General features: G+C 69.3%; 15 protein-coding genes and 1 tRNA gene. 9 read left to right on the forward strand and 7 right to left on the reverse strand.

Features of this window, described 5'->3' with window-relative positions:
* Window positions 1-146: 146 nt before the first annotated feature.
* Window positions 147-223, reverse strand: a tRNA-Arg gene (locus ACFFGH_RS00370).
* 240 nt (window positions 224-463) lie between these two features.
* Here ACFFGH_RS00370 and ubiA point away from each other — a divergent pair.
* The gene (gene ubiA / locus ACFFGH_RS00375; protein WP_386663890.1) at window positions 464-1,363 is read left to right on the forward strand and encodes a 4-hydroxybenzoate octaprenyltransferase; all 900 of its coding nucleotides are present in this window, start codon (window positions 464-466) and stop codon (window positions 1,361-1,363) included.
* 22 nt (window positions 1,364-1,385) lie between these two features.
* Here ubiA and ACFFGH_RS00380 read toward each other — a convergent pair whose 3' ends face one another.
* A complete protein-coding gene (locus ACFFGH_RS00380) occupies window positions 1,386-2,195 on the reverse strand; it encodes a ComF family protein (protein ID WP_386663892.1) in 810 nt (269 codons plus the stop codon).
* A gap of 49 nt (window positions 2,196-2,244) precedes the next feature.
* Between ACFFGH_RS00380 and bioB the strand changes: the two genes are divergently transcribed.
* Genes bioB through ACFFGH_RS00405 form a run of 5 tightly spaced genes read left to right on the forward strand, consistent with a single transcriptional unit; the run spans window position 2,245 to window position 7,273 of the window.
* Entirely contained in the window at window positions 2,245-3,327 is a 1,083-nt protein-coding gene (bioB, locus tag ACFFGH_RS00385; RefSeq protein WP_386663894.1) for a biotin synthase BioB, read from the forward strand.
* 2 nt (window positions 3,328-3,329) lie between these two features.
* Entirely contained in the window at window positions 3,330-4,544 is a 1,215-nt protein-coding gene (gene bioF / locus ACFFGH_RS00390; protein WP_386663896.1) for an 8-amino-7-oxononanoate synthase, read from the forward strand.
* Window positions 4,541-5,323 carry a pimeloyl-ACP methyl ester esterase BioH gene (gene bioH / locus ACFFGH_RS00395; protein ID WP_386663897.1) on the forward strand — a complete coding sequence of 261 codons (783 nt, stop codon included), beginning with the start codon at window positions 4,541-4,543 and terminating at the stop codon, window positions 5,321-5,323. The genes bioF and bioH overlap by 4 nt, the downstream gene beginning before the upstream one ends.
* Before the next feature lie 37 nt (window positions 5,324-5,360).
* Window positions 5,361-6,275: a malonyl-ACP O-methyltransferase BioC gene (bioC, locus tag ACFFGH_RS00400; RefSeq protein WP_386663899.1), complete on the forward strand. Its 915-nt coding sequence runs from the start codon at window positions 5,361-5,363 to the stop codon at window positions 6,273-6,275.
* Window positions 6,272-7,273 (forward strand): multidrug resistance efflux transporter family protein, encoded by a 1,002-nt coding sequence (locus ACFFGH_RS00405; protein ID WP_386663900.1) that lies wholly within the window; start codon window positions 6,272-6,274, stop codon window positions 7,271-7,273. Before bioC ends, ACFFGH_RS00405 begins: the two co-directional genes overlap by 4 nt.
* 49 nt (window positions 7,274-7,322) lie before the next feature.
* Here the strand turns inward: ACFFGH_RS00405 and ACFFGH_RS00410 are convergent, their stop codons facing one another.
* Entirely contained in the window at window positions 7,323-8,306 is a 984-nt protein-coding gene (locus tag ACFFGH_RS00410; protein ID WP_386663901.1) for a pyridoxal-phosphate dependent enzyme, read from the reverse strand.
* A 9-nt stretch (window positions 8,307-8,315) separates the two neighbouring features.
* Window positions 8,316-9,266 carry a DMT family transporter gene (locus ACFFGH_RS00415; RefSeq protein ID WP_386663903.1) on the reverse strand — a complete coding sequence of 317 codons (951 nt, stop codon included), beginning with the start codon at window positions 9,264-9,266 and terminating at the stop codon, window positions 8,316-8,318.
* A 195-nt stretch (window positions 9,267-9,461) separates the two neighbouring features.
* Between ACFFGH_RS00415 and ACFFGH_RS00420 the strand changes: the two genes are divergently transcribed.
* From ACFFGH_RS00420 to ACFFGH_RS00430, 3 genes are all read left to right on the forward strand, one after another.
* On the forward strand, window positions 9,462-10,010 hold the full coding sequence (locus ACFFGH_RS00420) for a hypothetical protein (RefSeq protein WP_386663904.1): 549 nt from the start codon (window positions 9,462-9,464) through the stop codon (window positions 10,008-10,010).
* Window positions 10,011-10,529: 519 nt separating this feature from the next.
* Entirely contained in the window at window positions 10,530-12,434 is a 1,905-nt protein-coding gene (gene mnmG / locus ACFFGH_RS00425; protein WP_386663906.1) for a tRNA uridine-5-carboxymethylaminomethyl(34) synthesis enzyme MnmG, read from the forward strand.
* A 289-nt stretch (window positions 12,435-12,723) separates the two neighbouring features.
* Complete coding sequence (locus ACFFGH_RS00430) at window positions 12,724-14,061, forward strand: sialidase family protein (RefSeq protein WP_386663907.1); 1,338 nt, start codon at window positions 12,724-12,726, stop codon at window positions 14,059-14,061.
* An 85-nt stretch (window positions 14,062-14,146) separates the two neighbouring features.
* Here ACFFGH_RS00430 and ACFFGH_RS00435 read toward each other — a convergent pair whose 3' ends face one another.
* The 3 genes from ACFFGH_RS00435 to ACFFGH_RS00445 form a co-directional block, all read right to left on the reverse strand.
* Entirely contained in the window at window positions 14,147-14,671 is a 525-nt protein-coding gene (locus tag ACFFGH_RS00435) for a PA2171 family ribosome-binding persister protein (RefSeq protein ID WP_386663908.1), read from the reverse strand.
* 591 nt (window positions 14,672-15,262) lie between these two features.
* On the reverse strand, window positions 15,263-16,009 hold the full coding sequence (locus tag ACFFGH_RS00440) for a hypothetical protein (protein WP_386663910.1): 747 nt from the start codon (window positions 16,007-16,009) through the stop codon (window positions 15,263-15,265).
* A 22-nt stretch (window positions 16,010-16,031) separates the two neighbouring features.
* Entirely contained in the window at window positions 16,032-17,210 is a 1,179-nt protein-coding gene (locus ACFFGH_RS00445) for a hypothetical protein (RefSeq protein ID WP_386663912.1), read from the reverse strand.
* Between the last annotated feature and the right edge of the window lie 158 nt (window positions 17,211-17,368).

The following is a 17,368-nucleotide window of genomic DNA, read 5'->3' on the forward strand; positions in this document are numbered from 1 at the left end:
GGCACGCAGCGGTCGGTCAAGCGGAATACGTCCGGCTCGGCCTGGAGTCACCCGGGGGTGGTGCTGTGCGGGATCGCAGGCGCGGTGCATGGACGGTGCGTCGGCCCGGACGGCCGGACGCGGCATCGGTGAGTCGCTTGGGAAGATGGCGCGCCTGGAGGGATTCGAACCCCCGACCAATGGCTTCGGAAGCCACTACTCTATCCGGCTGAGCTACAGGCGCGTGGTGCCCGGATCGGTGACACACGATACGGGCCGAGCATTCTAGCCGGAAACCGCCGAGGCAGGCCAAGCGGCCGATGACGAGGCGGTAGCGCGGCGGCGCGCCGCTCTGGTGATGGGCCATTACGGGGGCCAAACCGCTCGCATCGGCGCCCGCGCTGTCCCACTGCGCCGGTGGCGGACTGGCAGCTGGAAAGGCGCACTGCATCGGCCGCGAACGGCGGCTTGCTACCCTGTTTCGATGAGTTCCGACCCGATTACCGCGTCCGCCGGGCCGCCGCGCTGGCGGCAGAAACTTGCGCTCTACTGGCAGCTGGTCCGCGGCGACCGGCCGATCGGCTGGTTGCTGCTGCTGTGGCCGACCTGGTGGGGGCTGTGGCTTGCGGCCGAAGGTGTGCCGCCGCTGTGGACGCTGGTGGTGTTCAGCGCGGGCGTGTGGCTGACGCGCTCGGCCGGCTGCGTGATCAACGATTATGCCGACCGCTGGCTCGACCCGCATGTCGAGCGCACGAAGGACCGCCCGCTCGCGACCGGCGCGGTGCGCGGGCGTGAGGCGCTGATGGTGTTCGCGGCGTTGATGCTCATCGCGTTCGCGCTGGTGCTGACATTGAACCGCCTGACGGTGCTGCTGAGCTTCGTCGGCATCGCGCTTGCGGCGAGCTACCCATACCTCAAGCGTTACACCTACCTGCCGCAGGTCTATCTCGGGCTTGCGTTCGGCTGGGGCATCCCGATGGCGTTCGCCGCGATACGCGGTGAGGTGCCGGCGATCGCGTGGCTGCTGTATGCGGCGAACATCCTCTGGGCGACCGCATACGACACCTGGTACGCGATGGTCGACCGCGAGGACGATCTGCGCATGGGCAGCAAGTCGACCGCGATCCTGTTCGGCGAGCTGGATCTGATCGCGCAGGGCGTGCTGTATGCGCTGTTTTTGATCGCGCTCGTGCTCGTAGGCCAGCGCGCCGGGCTCGGGCTGTACTGGTGGCTCGGCGTCGCGCTCGCGGCCGGGCTCGTGGTGTACGAGTTCTGGATCGCGCGCAATCGCGCGCGCGGCGCGTGCTTTCGCGCGTTCCTGCACAACCACTGGGTGGGCTCGAGCGTGTTCGCCGGGCTCGCGCTCGACTTCGCATTGCGCTGATTCGCGGCTGGCGCGCCCACAGTTACGGCGTCCGCGCGCACACCCAAGCATCGACGCGCGCCACACCGGCGCGCCGCAATGCGCTCGCCGCGGCCTGCAGCGTCGCCCCGGTGGTCATCACGTCATCGACCAGCACGACATGGGCGGGCAGCCTGGCACCCGGCCGGACGGCGAATGCATCGCGCAGGTTGCGCCGCCTGTGCGATGCCGACAGGCACGACTGCGCGTCGGTGGCGCGGGTGCGTACCAGCGCTTCGGCGATCAGCGGAAGGCCGAGCGCGCCCGCAAGCGGGCGCGCGAGTTCCAGCGCCTGGTCGTAGCCGCGGCGGCGCAGTCGCGAGCGGTGCAAAGGCACCGGGATCAGCGCGTCCGGCCGCGGGGCCGAAGCGAGTGCCTGCGTCATCAGCTGCGCGAGCAGGCGGCCGGCCGCGAGGTCGTCGTGGAACTTGTAACGCGGCAGCAGGCGGTCGAGCGGGCGCGCGTAGACGAACGGCGCGTGCACCGCCGCCACTGCCGAGCCGCTACCGCGACGCGCAAGCCAACCGGAGCGTCGCAGGCAGGCCCCGCAGGCCGGCGCGGGCATAGGCAGCGGGATCGCGCAGCTGCCGCAGGCACTGTGGTTGCGCGGCAGCGCCTGCTCGCAGGCATCGCACAGGTCCAGCGCCTCGCTGCCGGGCTCGCCGCATACCAGGCAGCGGCTCGGCCAGAGCAGCCGGGCCGGGTCGCAGCCGAGCCAGAACCGCAGCCGCGCGCGCACGCCATCGGTCGCATCCGTGGAATGAAGCAGCCCGTCAACTTCGGGCGGACAGGTTTGGTTGACAGGCAGCGGCATGGTTTCCAGACTGCCGGCTCCGTATCGCCACGTCCGTCGGAATTTCCCCATGTCCGTTGTCAGTGAACTGCCGACCGCTGCGCCGGCGCTGCGCCATGACTTCTCGCGCAGCGAAGTGCGCGCGCTGTTCGACCTGCCGTTTCCCGAGTTGCTGCACCGCGCCGCAAGCGTGCATCGGGCGAATTTCGACCCGGCCGAAGTGCAGGTCAGCACGCTGCTTTCGATCAAGACTGGCGGTTGCCCCGAAGACTGCGGCTACTGCCCGCAGGCCGCGCGCTATCACACCGGCGTCGACGCGACGAAGCTGATGAGCACCGACGCGGTGATCGAGAAAGCGAAGCAGGCCAAGGCCGCCGGCGCCTCGCGCTTCTGCATGGGCGCGGCGTGGCGCAGCCCGAAGGACCGCGACATCCCGAAGGTCGCGGCGATGATCTCGGAAGTGAAGGCGCTGGGCCTTGAGACCTGCGCGACGCTGGGCATGCTCGAGCCGCACCAGGCGCGCGCGCTCAAAGACGCGGGGCTGGACTACTACAACCACAACCTCGACACCGCGCCGGAGTTCTACAACGAGATCATCCACACGCGTGAGTTCCAGGACCGGCTCGACACGCTCGAGCACGTGCGCGACGTCGGCATGAAGACCTGCTGCGGCGGCATCGTCGGCATGGGCGAATCGCGCGAGCAGCGCGCCGGCCTGCTGCAGACGCTGGCGAACCTGCCCGCGCATCCGGACTCGGTGCCGATCAACCGCCTCGTGCAGGTGGAAGGCACGCCGCTGGCGGGCACGACCGAGCTCGATCCGTTCGAATTCGTACGCACGATTGCGGTTGCACGCATCCTGATGCCGAAGTCGATGGTGCGATTGAGCGCCGGGCGCGAGGCGATGAGCGATGAGTTGCAGGCGCTGTGCTTCCTCGCCGGTGCGAATTCGATCTTCTACGGCGAGAAGCTGCTGACCACGGGCAACCCCGACACCGAACGCGACCTCGCGCTGTTCGCGCGGCTCGGCCTGCGGCCAATGGCGGTCGTCGAGACCAGCGGCACCGTGCATGCCGACATCGTCGAGACCGCCGGTGCGGCCGGGCTCGATGACGGGCACGGTTGCGCGAAGCGCGCTCAGGCCGGGGGCTGACCATGGCGCGCGCATCGTGGCGTGGGCGCATCGAAGCCGCGCGCGATGCGCGTGTCCAGGCCTCGCGCTCGCGTGTGCGCCGCACCGTCAGCCATCGCGACGGCGCCCGCTGTGAGCTCGACGGGCGCACGCTGCTGAATTTCTGCGGCAACGACTACCTCGGGCTCGGCCAGCATTTCGGCGTCGTCACCGCGCTGCAGGATGCCGCCGCGCGTGAAGGCGCGGGCGGGCTCGCCTCGCACCTGGTCTGCGGCCACCACGCGTTGCATACCCAGCTCGAACAGGCGCTCGCCGATTGGCTCGAAGCGCCGCGCGCGCTGCTGTTCGGCAGCGGCTTTCTCGCAAACCTCGCGGTCGTGCAGGCGCTGCTCGATGACGACGGGCTGTGCGTGCAGGACCGCCTCAACCACGCCAGCCTGATCGATGCCGCGCGCCTGACCGGCTGCCGGCTGCGACGCTATCCACACGCCGACGCCGAAGGCGCGCTGCGGCAGCTCAGGGCCGAGCCGCAGGCGATGGCGATGCTGGTGACCGACAGCGTCTTCAGCATGGACGGCGACGTTGCGCCGCTGCGCGAACTCGCGCTGGTCGCGCGCGTGCAGCAGGCGCTGTTCTACGTCGACGAGGCGCACGGCGTCGGCGTGACCGGGCCCGACGGCCGCGGCAGCGTCAGCGAAGCAGGGCTGACCAGCGCGCAGGTGCCGCTGCGCCTGGTCACGCTGGGCAAGGCGCTAGGCGGATACGGCGCGGCCGTGGTTGGCGATGCCGACCTGATCGCGCACCTGGAAGAAACCGCACGCCCGTACCTGTACACGACCGCGCTGCCACCGGCCCAGGCCGCGGCGGCGCTGGCCTCGGTGGCGCTCGCACGACGCGAAGCATGGCGCCGCGAGAAGCTCGTCCAGCTCGTCGCACGCTTCCGCACGCGCGCGGCGATCCACGGCCTGGATCTGCTGCCGTCGGACACGCCGATCCAGCCGGTGATGTGCGGCGAATCGGCACGCGCGGTCGCGATGGCGCAGGCGCTCGAACAGGCCGGCTACTGGGTCGCGCCGATCCGCGCGCCGACCGTGCCCGAAGGCCGCGCGCGGCTGCGGGTCACGCTGTCGGCGCTGCACGGCCCGTCCGACGTCGACAGCCTCGTCGACGCGCTGGCGCAGGCGCGCGACCGCACGACGCCGAGCGGCTTCAACGACAGCGCCACGGTGTCGGCGTGATCGTCGAAACCCTCGGGCAGGGGCCCGCTCTCGGGCTCGTGCACGGCTGGGCGATGCATGCGGGCCTGTTCGCGCCGCTGGTCGAACGGCTGCGCGAACACTGCACGCTGCACCTCGTCGACCTGCCCGGGCACGGCCATGCGCGCGACGATGCACGCCCGCTGGACCCCGGCGCGCTCGCAGGCGAACTCGTCGATCGCGTACCGGGTGCGGTCTGGCTGGGCTGGTCGCTCGGCGGCCAGGTGGCGCTGCGCGCCGCGCTCGACCATCCGCAGCACGTGCGCGGCGCGATCCTCGTTGCGTCATCGCCACGCTTCGTGCGGGACGAGGACTGGCCGCACGGCGTCAGCCCGACGCTGTTTTCCGATTTCGGCGATGCACTCAAGCGCGATTTCCGCGGCACGCTCGACGGCTTTCTGGCGCTCGAGGCGCTGGGCTCGAGCAGCGCGCAGGAAGAACTTCGCGGCCTGCGTGCACATGCGTTCGCACGCGGCGAGCCTGCACCGCGCGCGCTGCTCGAAGGCCTCGTGCTGCTGGACAGCTTCGACGTGCGCGACGAACTGCCCGGGCTGCAGGTGCCTAGCCTGTGGATCTCCGGTCGCCGTGACCGGCTGGTGCCCGCGGGCGCGATGCCGGCCGCCGCCGAACGCACGCCGCAGGCGCGCAGCGTCGTGATCGCCAATGCCGGGCATGCGCCGTTTCTCGGCGCCGCCGATGAAGTCGCGCAGGAAATCCTGCGCTTCATGGCCGAGGTGGCGCCCGGCCACCGCGCTTCCTGACGCGCCCGCTCGTCACCCTCCTTCCGGCCCGACGCCCGTGTCCACGCTGTTCGACCACCGCCAGATCCGCCGCGCGTTCTCGCGCGCCGCCCAGCATTACGACGAAGCCGCCGCGCTGCAGCGCGAAGTCGCCTCGCGGCTGTCCGAGTCGCTCGATTACTACGAAGACCCGGCCCACCACGGCAGCCCACCGCAGCGCGTGCTCGACATCGGCTGCGGGCCGGGTGCGATGGCGCTGGCGATGCAGCAGCGCTGGCCGAAGACGCAGGTGATCGCGCTCGATCTCGCGCCCGGCATGGCGCGCGAGGCGCAGGCGCGCTTCGGCACGCGCGCGCACCTGCTCGATTTCCGCCGCCGCCCCGCGGCGATCTGCGCCGATGCGCGCGCGCTGCCGTTGCCGGATGCGAGCGTCGATGTGCTGTTTTCGAGCCTTGCGCTGCAGTGGGTCGAAGACCTGCCGGCGGTGTTCGCCGGTTTCCGCCGCGTGCTGCGTCCCGGCGGTCTGATGCTGCTGTCGACGTTCGGCTCGGACACGTTGTGGGAGCTGCGCGAGGCGTTCGCGCATGCCGACGAAGCGCCGCATGTCAGTCCGTTCGCGACGATCGCGCAGTTCGGTGATGCGCTGATCGCGGCCGGGTTCAAGGACCCGGTGCTGGACCGCGACGAGTTCGTGCTCGGCCATGCGGACCTTGCTTCACTGATGCGCGAGCTGCGTACGCTTGGCGCTACGAACGCGATGGAGCGCCGTCGCCGCAGCCTGACCGGGCGCGCCCGCTTCGAACGCGCCGCGCAGGCGTATGAGCCGATGCGCCGCACCGACGGCCTGCTGCCGGCAACGTGGGAGGTGGTCTACGCGCATGCGTGGGGGCCGCCGGCGGGCGCGCCGATCCGCGTCGGCGGTGTCGACGAAGTGCGCGTGCCGGCTACGGGCATTCCGGTACGCCGGCGTTGACCACTGCGCGCAGCCCGCGCGCACTCGCGCTCGCGGCGATCGCGGTCGCACTGCTGTCGGCGCTGTTTTTCACCTGTACGTATGTGCTCAACCGCGCGGCCGCGGTTGATGGCGGCCACTGGGCCTGGATCGCGTCGCTGCGGTACCTGATCACATTGCCGCTGATGCTGCCGCTGATGCGCTGGCAGGGCGGCATCGCGCCGGTCTGGCATGCGATCGGCCTGCATCCGGGGCCCTGGCTGCTCTGGAGCGGCATCGGCTTCGTGCTGTTCTACACCTGCCTCAGCTTTGCTGCCGCCAGCGGGCCGTCGTGGCTGGTGGCCGGCACGTTCCAGCTGACCGTGGTCGCCGGAATGCTCAGCGCGCCGCTGCTGTACCGCAGTCGCGGCATGCGCGATGCGCGCGCACGGATTCCGCCCGCGGCGCTGCTGTGCGGGCTGGTGGTCGTGGCGGGCGTGCTGCTGATGCAGTTCGGCCAGGCCGACGGCCGGCTCGATCGCGGGGCGTGGATCGCGCTGGTCTGCGTCGCCGTGAGCGCGTTCGCGTATCCGATCGGCAACCGCGGCCTGCTGCTGCATCTGGAGCGCACCGGCATCGACCTCAACGCAACGCAACGCGTGTTCGGGATGACACTCGCCAGCCAGCCGCTGTGGCTGGCCGTTGCCGTGTTCGCGCTGCACCGCGCCGGGCCACCGTCGACCTCGCAGGTCATGCTCGCCGCGGGCGTCGCGCTCGGCGCGGGCGTGATCGCGACGGTGCTGTTTTTCCAGGCCACCGGCATGGTACGCCGCAACCCGAGTGCGCTCGCCGCCGCCGAGGCGATGCAGGCTGCGGAGATTTTGTTCGCAACGCTGATCGGCGCGCTGTGGCTCGGTGAGGCCTGGCCTCAGGGCACGGCTCTGATCGGCGCCGGACTGGTGGTCGTCGGCATCGTGCTGTTCAGCGCGGTTGCCGCCCGCGAGCCCGCGGTCGAGCTGCCGGACAGCCGGGCCGCCTGACGCGACGTCGCGCGGCCCTCAAGCCGCCGACGCAAGCAGGCCGATGCGCTCAGCGCGCCAGCGCGAACAGCGCCGGCAGCGCGTCGAGGTCGACGTTGCCGCCCGACAGCACGATGCCGACGCGCCGGCCGGCGAAGCGCGACGGATCGCGCAGCACCACCGCGAGCGGCACCGCCGCCGACGGTTCGACCACGATCTTCAGCCGCTCCCAGATCAGCCGCATCGCGCGAATGATCTCTGCCTCGCTGGCCAGCCCGATGCCGGCGCAGTGCGCGCGCAGGATCGGGAACGTCAGCGTGCCCAGCTGCGCGCGCAGGCCGTCGCAGACCGTGTCGGGCACCATGTCGGTCACGCGCTCGCCGCGCTCGAGCGAGGCGTGTGCATCCGCCGCCTGTTCGGGCTCGGCGCCCCAGACTTCGATCGACGGGTCGATTCCGTGCGCGGCGATCGAGGTGCCCGACAGCAGGCCGCCGCCGGAGACCGGTGTGATTACCACATCGAGCCGACCGGCCTCGTGCAGCAGTTCGAGCGCGGCCGTGCCCTGCCCGGCGATCACGCGCGCATCGTTGTACGGATGCACGAGCTCGCCGCCGGTCTGCGCAAGCACCCGGGCGCAACTGGCATCACGCGCGGCGATCGTCGGCGCGCACGACACCAGCTGCGCGCCGAAGTCGCGGATTGCCGAGAGCTTGATCTGCGGGGTGTTCTCGGGCGCGACGACATGCGCCGGAATGCCGCGCAGCCGACACGCAAGCGCGATCGCGGCCCCGTGGTTGCCCGAGCTCTGCGTGACCACACCGCGAGCGGCGGTGGCGTCATCGAGCCCGAACACGGCATTGGCCGCGCCGCGGAACTTGAACGCACCGATGCGCTGCAGCGTTTCGCACTTGAAGTACAGCTCGCAGCCGGCGATCGCGTCAAGGCTGTGCGAGCGCAGCACCGGGGTGACGCGTGCATGCGGGGCGATGCGCGCCGCGGCGGCGAGCACATCGTTGAAGCCGGGTGCGCCGGCGCTGTCGGGGATGGCGGTCATGGGACGATCCTAGCGTGGTGCGCGACGACGGCCGAGCAGGCTGACCGCGGCCGAGCCGGCGACCGCGAGGCCCGCGCCGGTCCAGCCCAGTGCGGTGATGCGTTCGGCCTCGAGCCATTGCGGCCACAGCGCATGCACGGCGGTCACCGCGGCGATGCACAGCAGCGGCGTGGTCGCGAGCACGGCCGACACGCGTGAGGCCTCCCAGTGCGCGAGCGCCTCGGCAAACGCCCCGTACGCGCCGACGGTGTTGAGCGCGCAGTACAGCAGCAGCCAGGCATGCGTGCTATCGAGCGCGAGCAGCGTGGCGGGCTTCGCGAACGGCAGCAGCACGACGGCGGCGATCACGTAGATCACCGCAAGCACCTGCATCGAGCCGAGCTTCACGAGCAGCTGTTTCTGCACCAGCGCGTACACCGCCCAGACGACTGCCGCGACGACGACGAGCGCCGAGCCGAACGCATAACCCGTGCTGGTCGCAGTGGCGGCAGCATCCGCCTGCAGCAGCTGGTCGCGGAAGAACAGCCCGAGCCCCGCGACCAGCAGCGCGAGGCCCGCCCACTGCGCGGGACGGAACACCTCGCCGAACACAAAGATGCCGCCGAGCGCCATCAGCAACGGCGCGAGCTGGATCAGCAATTGCGCATTGCCGGGCGAGGTGTACTGCACGCCGAGCAGGTAGAACACGTAATTGCCCAGCAGCATGAAACCGGCGAGCAGCAGCAGGGCCCAGCCGCGTCTGCCGAGCACGCCGTAGCCGCGCAGCTTGCCGCGTGCAGCCAGCCACGCACCGGTACACAGCGCGGCGACGACAAACCGGAACCAGGTCAGCGTGATCGGATCCAGCACGTCGAGCACGATCTTCAGCGCGATCGGCAGCGTCGCCCAACACGCGGCGGTGGCCAGGCTGAGCAGCAGGCCGAGCCGCCACTGGCCCGAAGCGCGGTGCAGGGAAGTCATCGATGCATCCGGTCGGAAAGCCGGGCATGCTGGCATCACGCGCGCAGTGCGACAACGACGCGAGGTGGCCGTTCGATGCATACCCACCGGCTGCGAGCTGAACCGCTCAGCCCGTTTGCGCGTGTTCCCGAAAAGTTAAGCCCGAGTTCAAAGCCGCGCGTCGAAGCTGCAGCAGTACCTTCCGGGGGATCGATCATGCTTCGCAAACTGCTTCTTCCGCTGGCCGCCGTCGCAGTGCTCGGTGGCTGCACCACGTCCGGTTACAACTACCGCGGTGGCACCGGTGACTACTACTACGGACGTCCGAGTGTCGAGTACCGCCATCATGGCTCTCCGTACGGCTATTCCCCATACGGCTCGCATTACGGCTTCGGCCTGTCGGGCTTTTATGGCTACCCGTATTACAGCCGCTTTGGGCATCCGTATTACGGGCACCCGTACTACGGCCATTCGTTCTACGGCCATCCCTACTACGGCTACCCGTACCGCCGTCCGATCGTGATCGTGCAGCCGCGTCCAGATGAAGGCACGCAGCGGACCGATAACGGCGACCGCCCGCCGCCGTGGCGCGACTTCAACGCGCGTCGCCGCATGGACCCGGATGTCGGCGCCGCGATGCAGCCACGGCCCGAGCCGGCACGGCCGATGCCGCGCGCTTCGGTCGACAGCGGTTCGCGCATGGAGCAGATGATTCGCCGCAGCCGCCAGAGCGCAGACCCGGGCCCTTCGTCGGTCGAGCCGTAAGCGCGTGGTTGTGCATTCGGGAACGTGAACGACTTGCAATTCGCCCGGCAGTGACATCAAGCTAGCGTCACTGACCGGGCGCGTCGCTTTACGACCCACCGGGCAGGTGCCTGACCCGTCCGCGCCCATGCCGGTGCCCGGTGAGAACCACGGATCCCCCCTGTTCCGTCCTCGCCGGCACCGGCGCCTCGGCGCCGCTTATACGGGCGGGGCCTGATCACGCGGCCGTCGCGTCTGGATCGGGACAAAAAAAGAGGGGCCGAACGTCCCCCGACATTCGGCCCCCCGGCTTCCCCCGCGAGCGCTTGGCCAGCCCCTGTTCCAATTCCGGCCGGCGCAGAGCGCCTGCCCCGCTGGGTGCCTTGGGTATGTCGCAGGAAGCGTGCCAAGCAGGCGCCGGCCCCGTTCCGACGCGTTAACCGTTCAGCGCTGGCGGGCTGACAGCAGGCCTGTAGCCCTTACGCACTGGCGGCCCTGAGCGCTCGCCCTACAATCCGCGCCTGCACGCAGGAGCCCGCCATGAGCGATTCGTTCTACCGCTATGACGTGATCGTAGTCGGCGGCGGTCACGCCGGCACCGAAGCCGCGCTCGCGGCCGCGCGTGCTGGCGCACGCACGCTGCTGCTGACGCACAACATCGAAACCGTCGGCGCGATGAGCTGCAACCCGGCGATCGGCGGCATCGGCAAAGGCCATCTGGTCAAGGAAATCGATGCGCTCGGCGGCGTGATGGCACGCGCGGCCGATGCGGCGGGCATCCAGTGGCGCCGGCTCAACGCGAGCAAGGGCCCGGCCGTGCGCGCGACGCGTTGCCAGGCCGACCGCGCGCTGTACCGCGCGTTCGTGCGCCGCGCGGTCGAGAACCAGCCGAACCTCACGCTGTTCCAGTCGGCAGTCGACGACATCCTGTTCGAAAACGGTTCGTCCGAGGCCGGCCGCGTCACCGGCGTACTGACCCAGGCCGGGCTGCGCTTTGACGCGCCTGCGGTCGTGCTGACGGCCGGCACATTCCTCGCCGGCAAGGTGCACGTGGGCCAGACCACGTTCGCGGCCGGCCGCGCCGGCGATCCACCGGCCACCGCGCTCGCGCAGCGGCTGCGCGAAGGCCCGTTCGTGGTCGACCGCCTGAAGACCGGCACGCCGCCGCGCATCGACGGCCGCACGCTCGACTACTCGGTGATGGAAGAGCAGCCCGGTGACAATCCGCGTCCGGTGATGTCGTTCATGGGCAGCACCGCCGACCATCCGCGCCAGGTCTCGTGCTGGATCACGCACACCTCCGAGCGCACCCACGAGATCATCCGCGCCGCGCTCGACCGCAGCCCGCTCTACACCGGCCAGATCGAGGGCATCGGTCCGCGCTACTGCCCGTCGATCGAGGACAAGGTGGTGCGCTTTGCGGAAAAGGCCAGCCATCAGATCTTCGTCGAGCCCGAAGGCCTGGACGTGGCCGAGATCTACCCGAACGGCATTTCGACCTCGCTGCCGTTCGACGTGCAGCTCGAGCTCGTGCGCTCGATCCGCGGCTTCGAGCAGGCGCACATCACCCGCGCCGGCTACGCGATCGAATACGACTTCTTCGATCCGCGCGGGCTCAAAACCACGCTGGAGACGAAGACGGTCGCCGGACTTTTCTTCGCCGGCCAGATCAACGGCACGACCGGTTACGAGGAAGCGGCGGCACAGGGCCTGCTCGCCGGCGTGAACGCCGCGCGCTTCGTGCGCGGCATTGAGGGCTGGAGCCCGCGCCGCGACGAGGCGTATCTGGGCGTGCTGGTCGATGACCTGATCACGCACGGCACCAGCGAGCCGTACCGCATGTTCACCAGCCGCGCCGAATACCGGTTGCAGCTGCGCGAGGACAACGGCGACCTGCGCCTGACGCCGGTCGGGCGCGCGCTCGGCCTGGTCGACGATGCGCGTTTTGCCGCGTTCGAGACCAAGCGCGAGGAGATCGAGCGCGAGAACGCGCGACTGGCCGCCGTCTGGGCGGCGCCGAACAACCCGCTCGGGCGCGAAGTCGCGGCGACGCTCGGCATCGAGATCAGCCGCGAGACGAATGCACGCGACCTGCTCAAGCGACCCGAGCTCGATTACGCGCAATTGATGCAGGTGCCGTCGCTCGCGCCCGGCGTCGACGATGCCACCGTTGCCGAGCAGGTCGAGATCGGCGTCAAGTACGCGGGCTACCTCGACCGGCAGCGCGAGGAGATCGAACGCGCGCGCCGGCACGAGACCACCGCGATTCCGGACGGGTTCGACTATGCGCAGGTGCGCGGACTGTCGGCCGAGGTGCAGCAGAAACTCGAGCGCGTGCGGCCCCAAACGGTCGGGCAGGCGCAGCGCATCCCGGGCATGACGCCAGCGGCGATCTCGCTGCTGCTCGTGCACCTGACGCGGCAGCGGCGCAGCCGGGTGGCGTGAGCTGTCGGCGGGCGCGTCCGAATACGGCGAGGCGGTGCGAGTGCTTTGCACGCGGATCTCTTCGCAGCGCGCGGCCTGACGCCAGCCGTGATGTCGCTGCTGCTGGCGCACCTGCCGCACCTGACGTGGCAGCTGCTCGGCCGCCGAGGCGGCTGGTGCTGCACCGAGGCGCAGGTTTGGCGCGGACGCGGCCCCGCTGCCCGCGCTCGTCACACCCACTGACGCACGGATAGACGTAACGCTGCGCCCTGCGGTACCGGCAGGCGCGCCGCTCGTTTATGTTGGGCGCATGAAGACTTCCCCGCTTGCTCCGCTTGCCCTGCTGGCCGCGCTCGCCGTCAGCGCCTGTGACCGTGGCCGACCGGCCGACGCTGCTGCCGCTGCTGAATCACCCGCGCCCGCCACGGCGCCAGCGAAGCCCGTCGCAGTCGCGCTGCGTGACTGGCCGCTTCCCGCCCCGCCCGGCGCGGCGCAGCCGGACCTGGTGCGCGCACCCGATGGCAGCCTGCTGCTGTCATGGATCGAGCGCGACGGTAAACAGCATCAGTTGAAGTTCGCACGCTGGCGCGACGATGCGTGGTCGACGCCACGAACGATCGCGCGCGGCAGCGACTGGTTCGTCAACTGGGCCGACACGCCGCACATCACGCAAACTGCCGACGGCGCGCTGTGGGCGCACTGGCTGCAGAAATCCGCCGCCGCGCCGTATGCGTACGACGTCGTGCTCACCCGCTCGGGCGATGACGGCGCGACCTGGTCCAAACCGGTGCACGTCAATGACGACGGCACGCCGACCGAGCACGGCTTCGTCTCGCTGTGGCCGGCATCGCACGACCGGCTCGGCATCGCCTGGCTCGATGGAAGGCGCACCGCGGGCGCCGATGCGCATGGCGGCCACGACGACCATGCGGCCGCGACACCGGCGGCGATGATGACGCTGCGCACTGCACGCTTCGACGCGGGCATGCAGCGCCACGACGAGCGCGAACTGGACCTGTCGACCTGCGACTGCTGCCAGACCGATGTCGCGGTCAGCGCGCGCGGGCCCGTGATCGCCTACCGCGATCGCACGCCGGACGAGATCCGCGACATCCAGGTGGCCACGCTCGACGGCGGGTTCTCGCCCAAGCGCGTGCACGCCGACAACTGGAAGATGCCGGCCTGCCCGGTCAACGGCCCGTCGCTCGATGCTCGCGGTGACACGGTCGTGGTCGGCTGGTACACGGCGGCCGGCGACGTACCGACGCTGCGCCTGGCGCGCTCGGTCGACGGCGGCCAGCGCTTCGCCGCGCCGGTTGATGTCGATGCCGGCACGCACGTGCTCGGACGCGCGGACGTCGCGATCGATTCCGATGCGGTGTGGCTGCTGTCCACGCGCGAGGACGCGGGCGCGCAGTCCGTGCAGCTGCGGCGATTTGCTCCGACGCTCGAGGGCGCGCCGCAGCTGGTCGAGGTCGCGCGCCTGCAGGGACGCGGACGCGGCACCGGCTTTCCCCAGCTCGCGCCGGGCCCGGACGGTATGCACGTGGTCTGGACCGACCTGGTCGAGGGCCAGCCGCGGCTCGCAGGCGCACGGGTCTCGGCCGCGGAAAACGACGCCACCGATACCGGCATCGCGCGTCGCTGAGGTTTGAAAACGCGAACGGCCGGCGCGTGTCCCGCGCCGGCCGTCGCCGTCCTACTGGGTGCGGTTCTACCGCGCCCCGATGCAGTTACTGCAGGCTCTGCGAAGCGGCCTGCCCGGCGAGCTTGCGCTCCTTGAGCTGCTGCATCATCTGCAGGCCGCCCTCGAGCAGCTCCTTCTTGCGCAGCTGCATGCGCTCGCCGAGTTCGATCAGCTGGTCCTTGTCGAGCAGCTCCTTCGCACGCGGGAACAGCTCTTCTTCCTCTTCCTGCGCGTGGTGCTCGACGAGCTCCTTGAGCACTTTCGCGCGCCCGGAGAACTTCTCCGAGGTCACCTCGGTATTGAGCAGATCCGGCAGCACCAGATCGCCCGAGGCGCGGTGCTCTTCGAGCGCTTCGAAATACATCTGCTCGTCGTCCGACTTCTTGCCGGCTTCGCGGAATGCGGGGTAGAAAATTTCTTCTTCGATCGTGGCGTGCACTTCGATTTCAGTCGCGAGCTTCTGCAGCAGCTCGGTGCGGGTCTTTTCCGCACGGCTGGTGGTCTTGGCCAGCTGGCCGAGCAGGTCGCGAACCTTCGCGTGATCGGAAAGCAGCAGTTCAATAGCGTCCATAAGGTGTCCTTGCGGTCTGGCTGGGTTACCCGCGGCTACCGTCGCACCGGCAACGTGACAACAACGTCTGTCGGAGCGCGCGCGCATGACTCTCCGATGACCGCGATTTCTTCGCGCTAAGGCACTCGTGAAACGGCCGCGCTTTCGATCAGCAAACCCGGGGCCATCGCTTTAGAAGTGCACGCGCGATTCACCACTTTTCGCAGTGGCTGTGGGCAGTGCACTGCGCGTGAGACACAAACAAAAAGGCCGCGCCCCCGTTACCGGGGTCGCGGCCGTTACATCAGCGTCGGCATCGCCTTCGATGCCGCTCTCTCGTGTCATTCGTCGTGGTCTTCGAGCATAGAAAAACATCGAGGATGTCTACGAAATGTCGAAATAAAACGTCATCCACATGACCGCAGTTAAACGATTAAGCTCGGCTGGCCGGAGACGTTGCGCTCGTCAGCGTGGCTACACAACCGGCTGCGGACCGCAGCAGTCGCGCGCCCCGTCCGCAACGAACACACAGGCGGTAACAGCTCATAAAAAATAAAGCGCCCCAATGCCCGGGGCGCTTTGCAGCCGACCGTGTCGGCGTAACCGATCGCCTCAGCCCGCCTTGGCTTTGGAGTCACCAAGCGCGCGTTGGTGGATCGCGGCCGTGAACCAGCCGCGCACGCGCTCTTCGTGCTCGAGTTCACGCACATGCGCACGGCTGAATTCGTTGGCGAGTTCTTCCTGGCCGAAGCCGTCCATCAGGCTGACCAGCAACTCCCACGACGCGGTGTCGATGCGCTCCACGGCGAGCAGCGTTTCCAGCGCCTGCGCTGTCGTCGTGCGCGGGTCGTTCATGACCTGCACCAGCCCGAGGGCCTGCACGCCGGTGATGTCGGCGCAGGGCGTCTGCGTGGTCGAATCGCCGCCGAGCCGCTCGATCGCATCGCAGAGCAGTGCGAAGTGCGAAGCCTCGTCATCACGGATCTCGCGTAGAGCCGCTTCGGTCAAACCCGGCGGCAAATCTTCGGCGCCGTCGAGCTTGCGCAGCATCGCCTCATAAATGCGCACGCCCGAGCGCTCGTACGCGGCGCGCTCGCCGAGCTTGTCGAGCAGCACATGCATGCGGTGACCGCCAAGCGCTTCGACGGCGGCACCGAACATGCCCTTGATCGAGGTCGGCGGCGGCACCGAACCGACCGGCTCGGCGTCCTCGCGATACGCGCGTCGCAGTGCGTCGGCATCGATCGCCGGCGCTGGCGCATCGGCCTGCAGATCGAGCTGTTCCAGCAGTTCGTCCGCAAGCAGGGGCGAGGTCTTCAGCCCGGTGCGGTTCATCCCCATCGAAATCTTGTCCTGCATGGTCGAATCCTCGAATGCGTGCTCAGGCGTGGCCGATCTGGTTGACGCGCGTGGACAGCTCGGTGCCGGGGCGCCAGTGGTACCCGGCTGCGACCGCTTCGGTCGGCGAGCCTTCGGAGTTGAGGTGTTCGCGGTAGGCGAGCGTCGCTTCGCTTTCCTGATCGCGCGGCACGTACTCGGTGCCGTTCGCGCGCAGGTCGACTTCGCCGGACAGCACGCCGCGTACGAAATCGCGCTGGCTGTCGAACGGGATCGGGTCCGGCAGTTTTTCCGGCAGCAGCTCCATCGGATCGCGCCGCTCGACCTGCTTGAACAGGTCCATGACGTAGCTCAGGTGGCCCAGTTCGTAGTCGAGGAAGCGCTCCCAGATCGCGCGGATGCGCGGGTTCTTTTCCTGCTGCACGCAACCGAAGTAGTTGTAGACCTCGTTTGCCTCGTGCATAAGCCATTGCTCCATCCACGTCTGGCGCGGATCGATGATCGACTCGTACTGGGTGACGTGCTGCTCCTCGATCGACGCGATCTCCGCATACAGCATGCGCGCGACCGGATCGGTGAACAGCGGGCCCACGTTGAGGTAGTAGTTCTGCGTCTGCTGCTCGGCCGCCATGATCGTCAGCGCATGCAGCTTGCTGAGCGGATGGGCGGTGCGTGCGTCCATCGGCGTGCGCAGGTCATCCTCGGGCGCGCGGTGCTCCATGATGGTCGGGCGGCCCGGCAGGATGTCGGTGTAGCACTGCAGGATGTTGTTCGCGTCCTTGCCTTCGAGCCGGTCGAGCATCGCCGAGTAGCGATACAGATGGTCGAAATCCTCGAGCAGGCCGAATCGGTAGGTCTGCGCGAGGTACTCGTCGGGCTCGCGCTGCGCGACGGCGGCGGTGACCTCGATCGCGACCTGCTCATAGGCGATCGTCGTTTCCAGCGGCGAGTGATCGGCGCCGAGCAGCCAGTTGATCGTCGTGGCCTGGTGCTGCTCGACGCGGCGCAGCTTCGCGAGCGGCGCGCGCAGGTCCTGATTCATGCGTGCGGCCGAGTGCGAAAAGCGCAGGGCCTCCATTTCCAGGCCGGTCAGCAGGATCACGCGGATGCGGGTAAACGCATCATCGTCGAGCTTGCTGATCGGCTTGTTGACGAGTTCGCGCCAGGTGAAGCGTTGCTGGTCGATCGGGCAGCCTTTGATATCGGTCAGGCTCAGGGCCATGGGGGTCTCCGGAAGCGGCGCGGTGCGGATGGGCGTGGTTGTGCGATGCGATGCACTTCACGTGCCATCGGATGCAGGCCCCGCGTTTCGTGCGCGCAACGCGGATATCCGGCGCATAAAGCAGCCGAACGCATGCGCAAAAGTTGCAAGGTGCGCAA

The organism is Lysobacter korlensis (assembly GCF_042434515.1).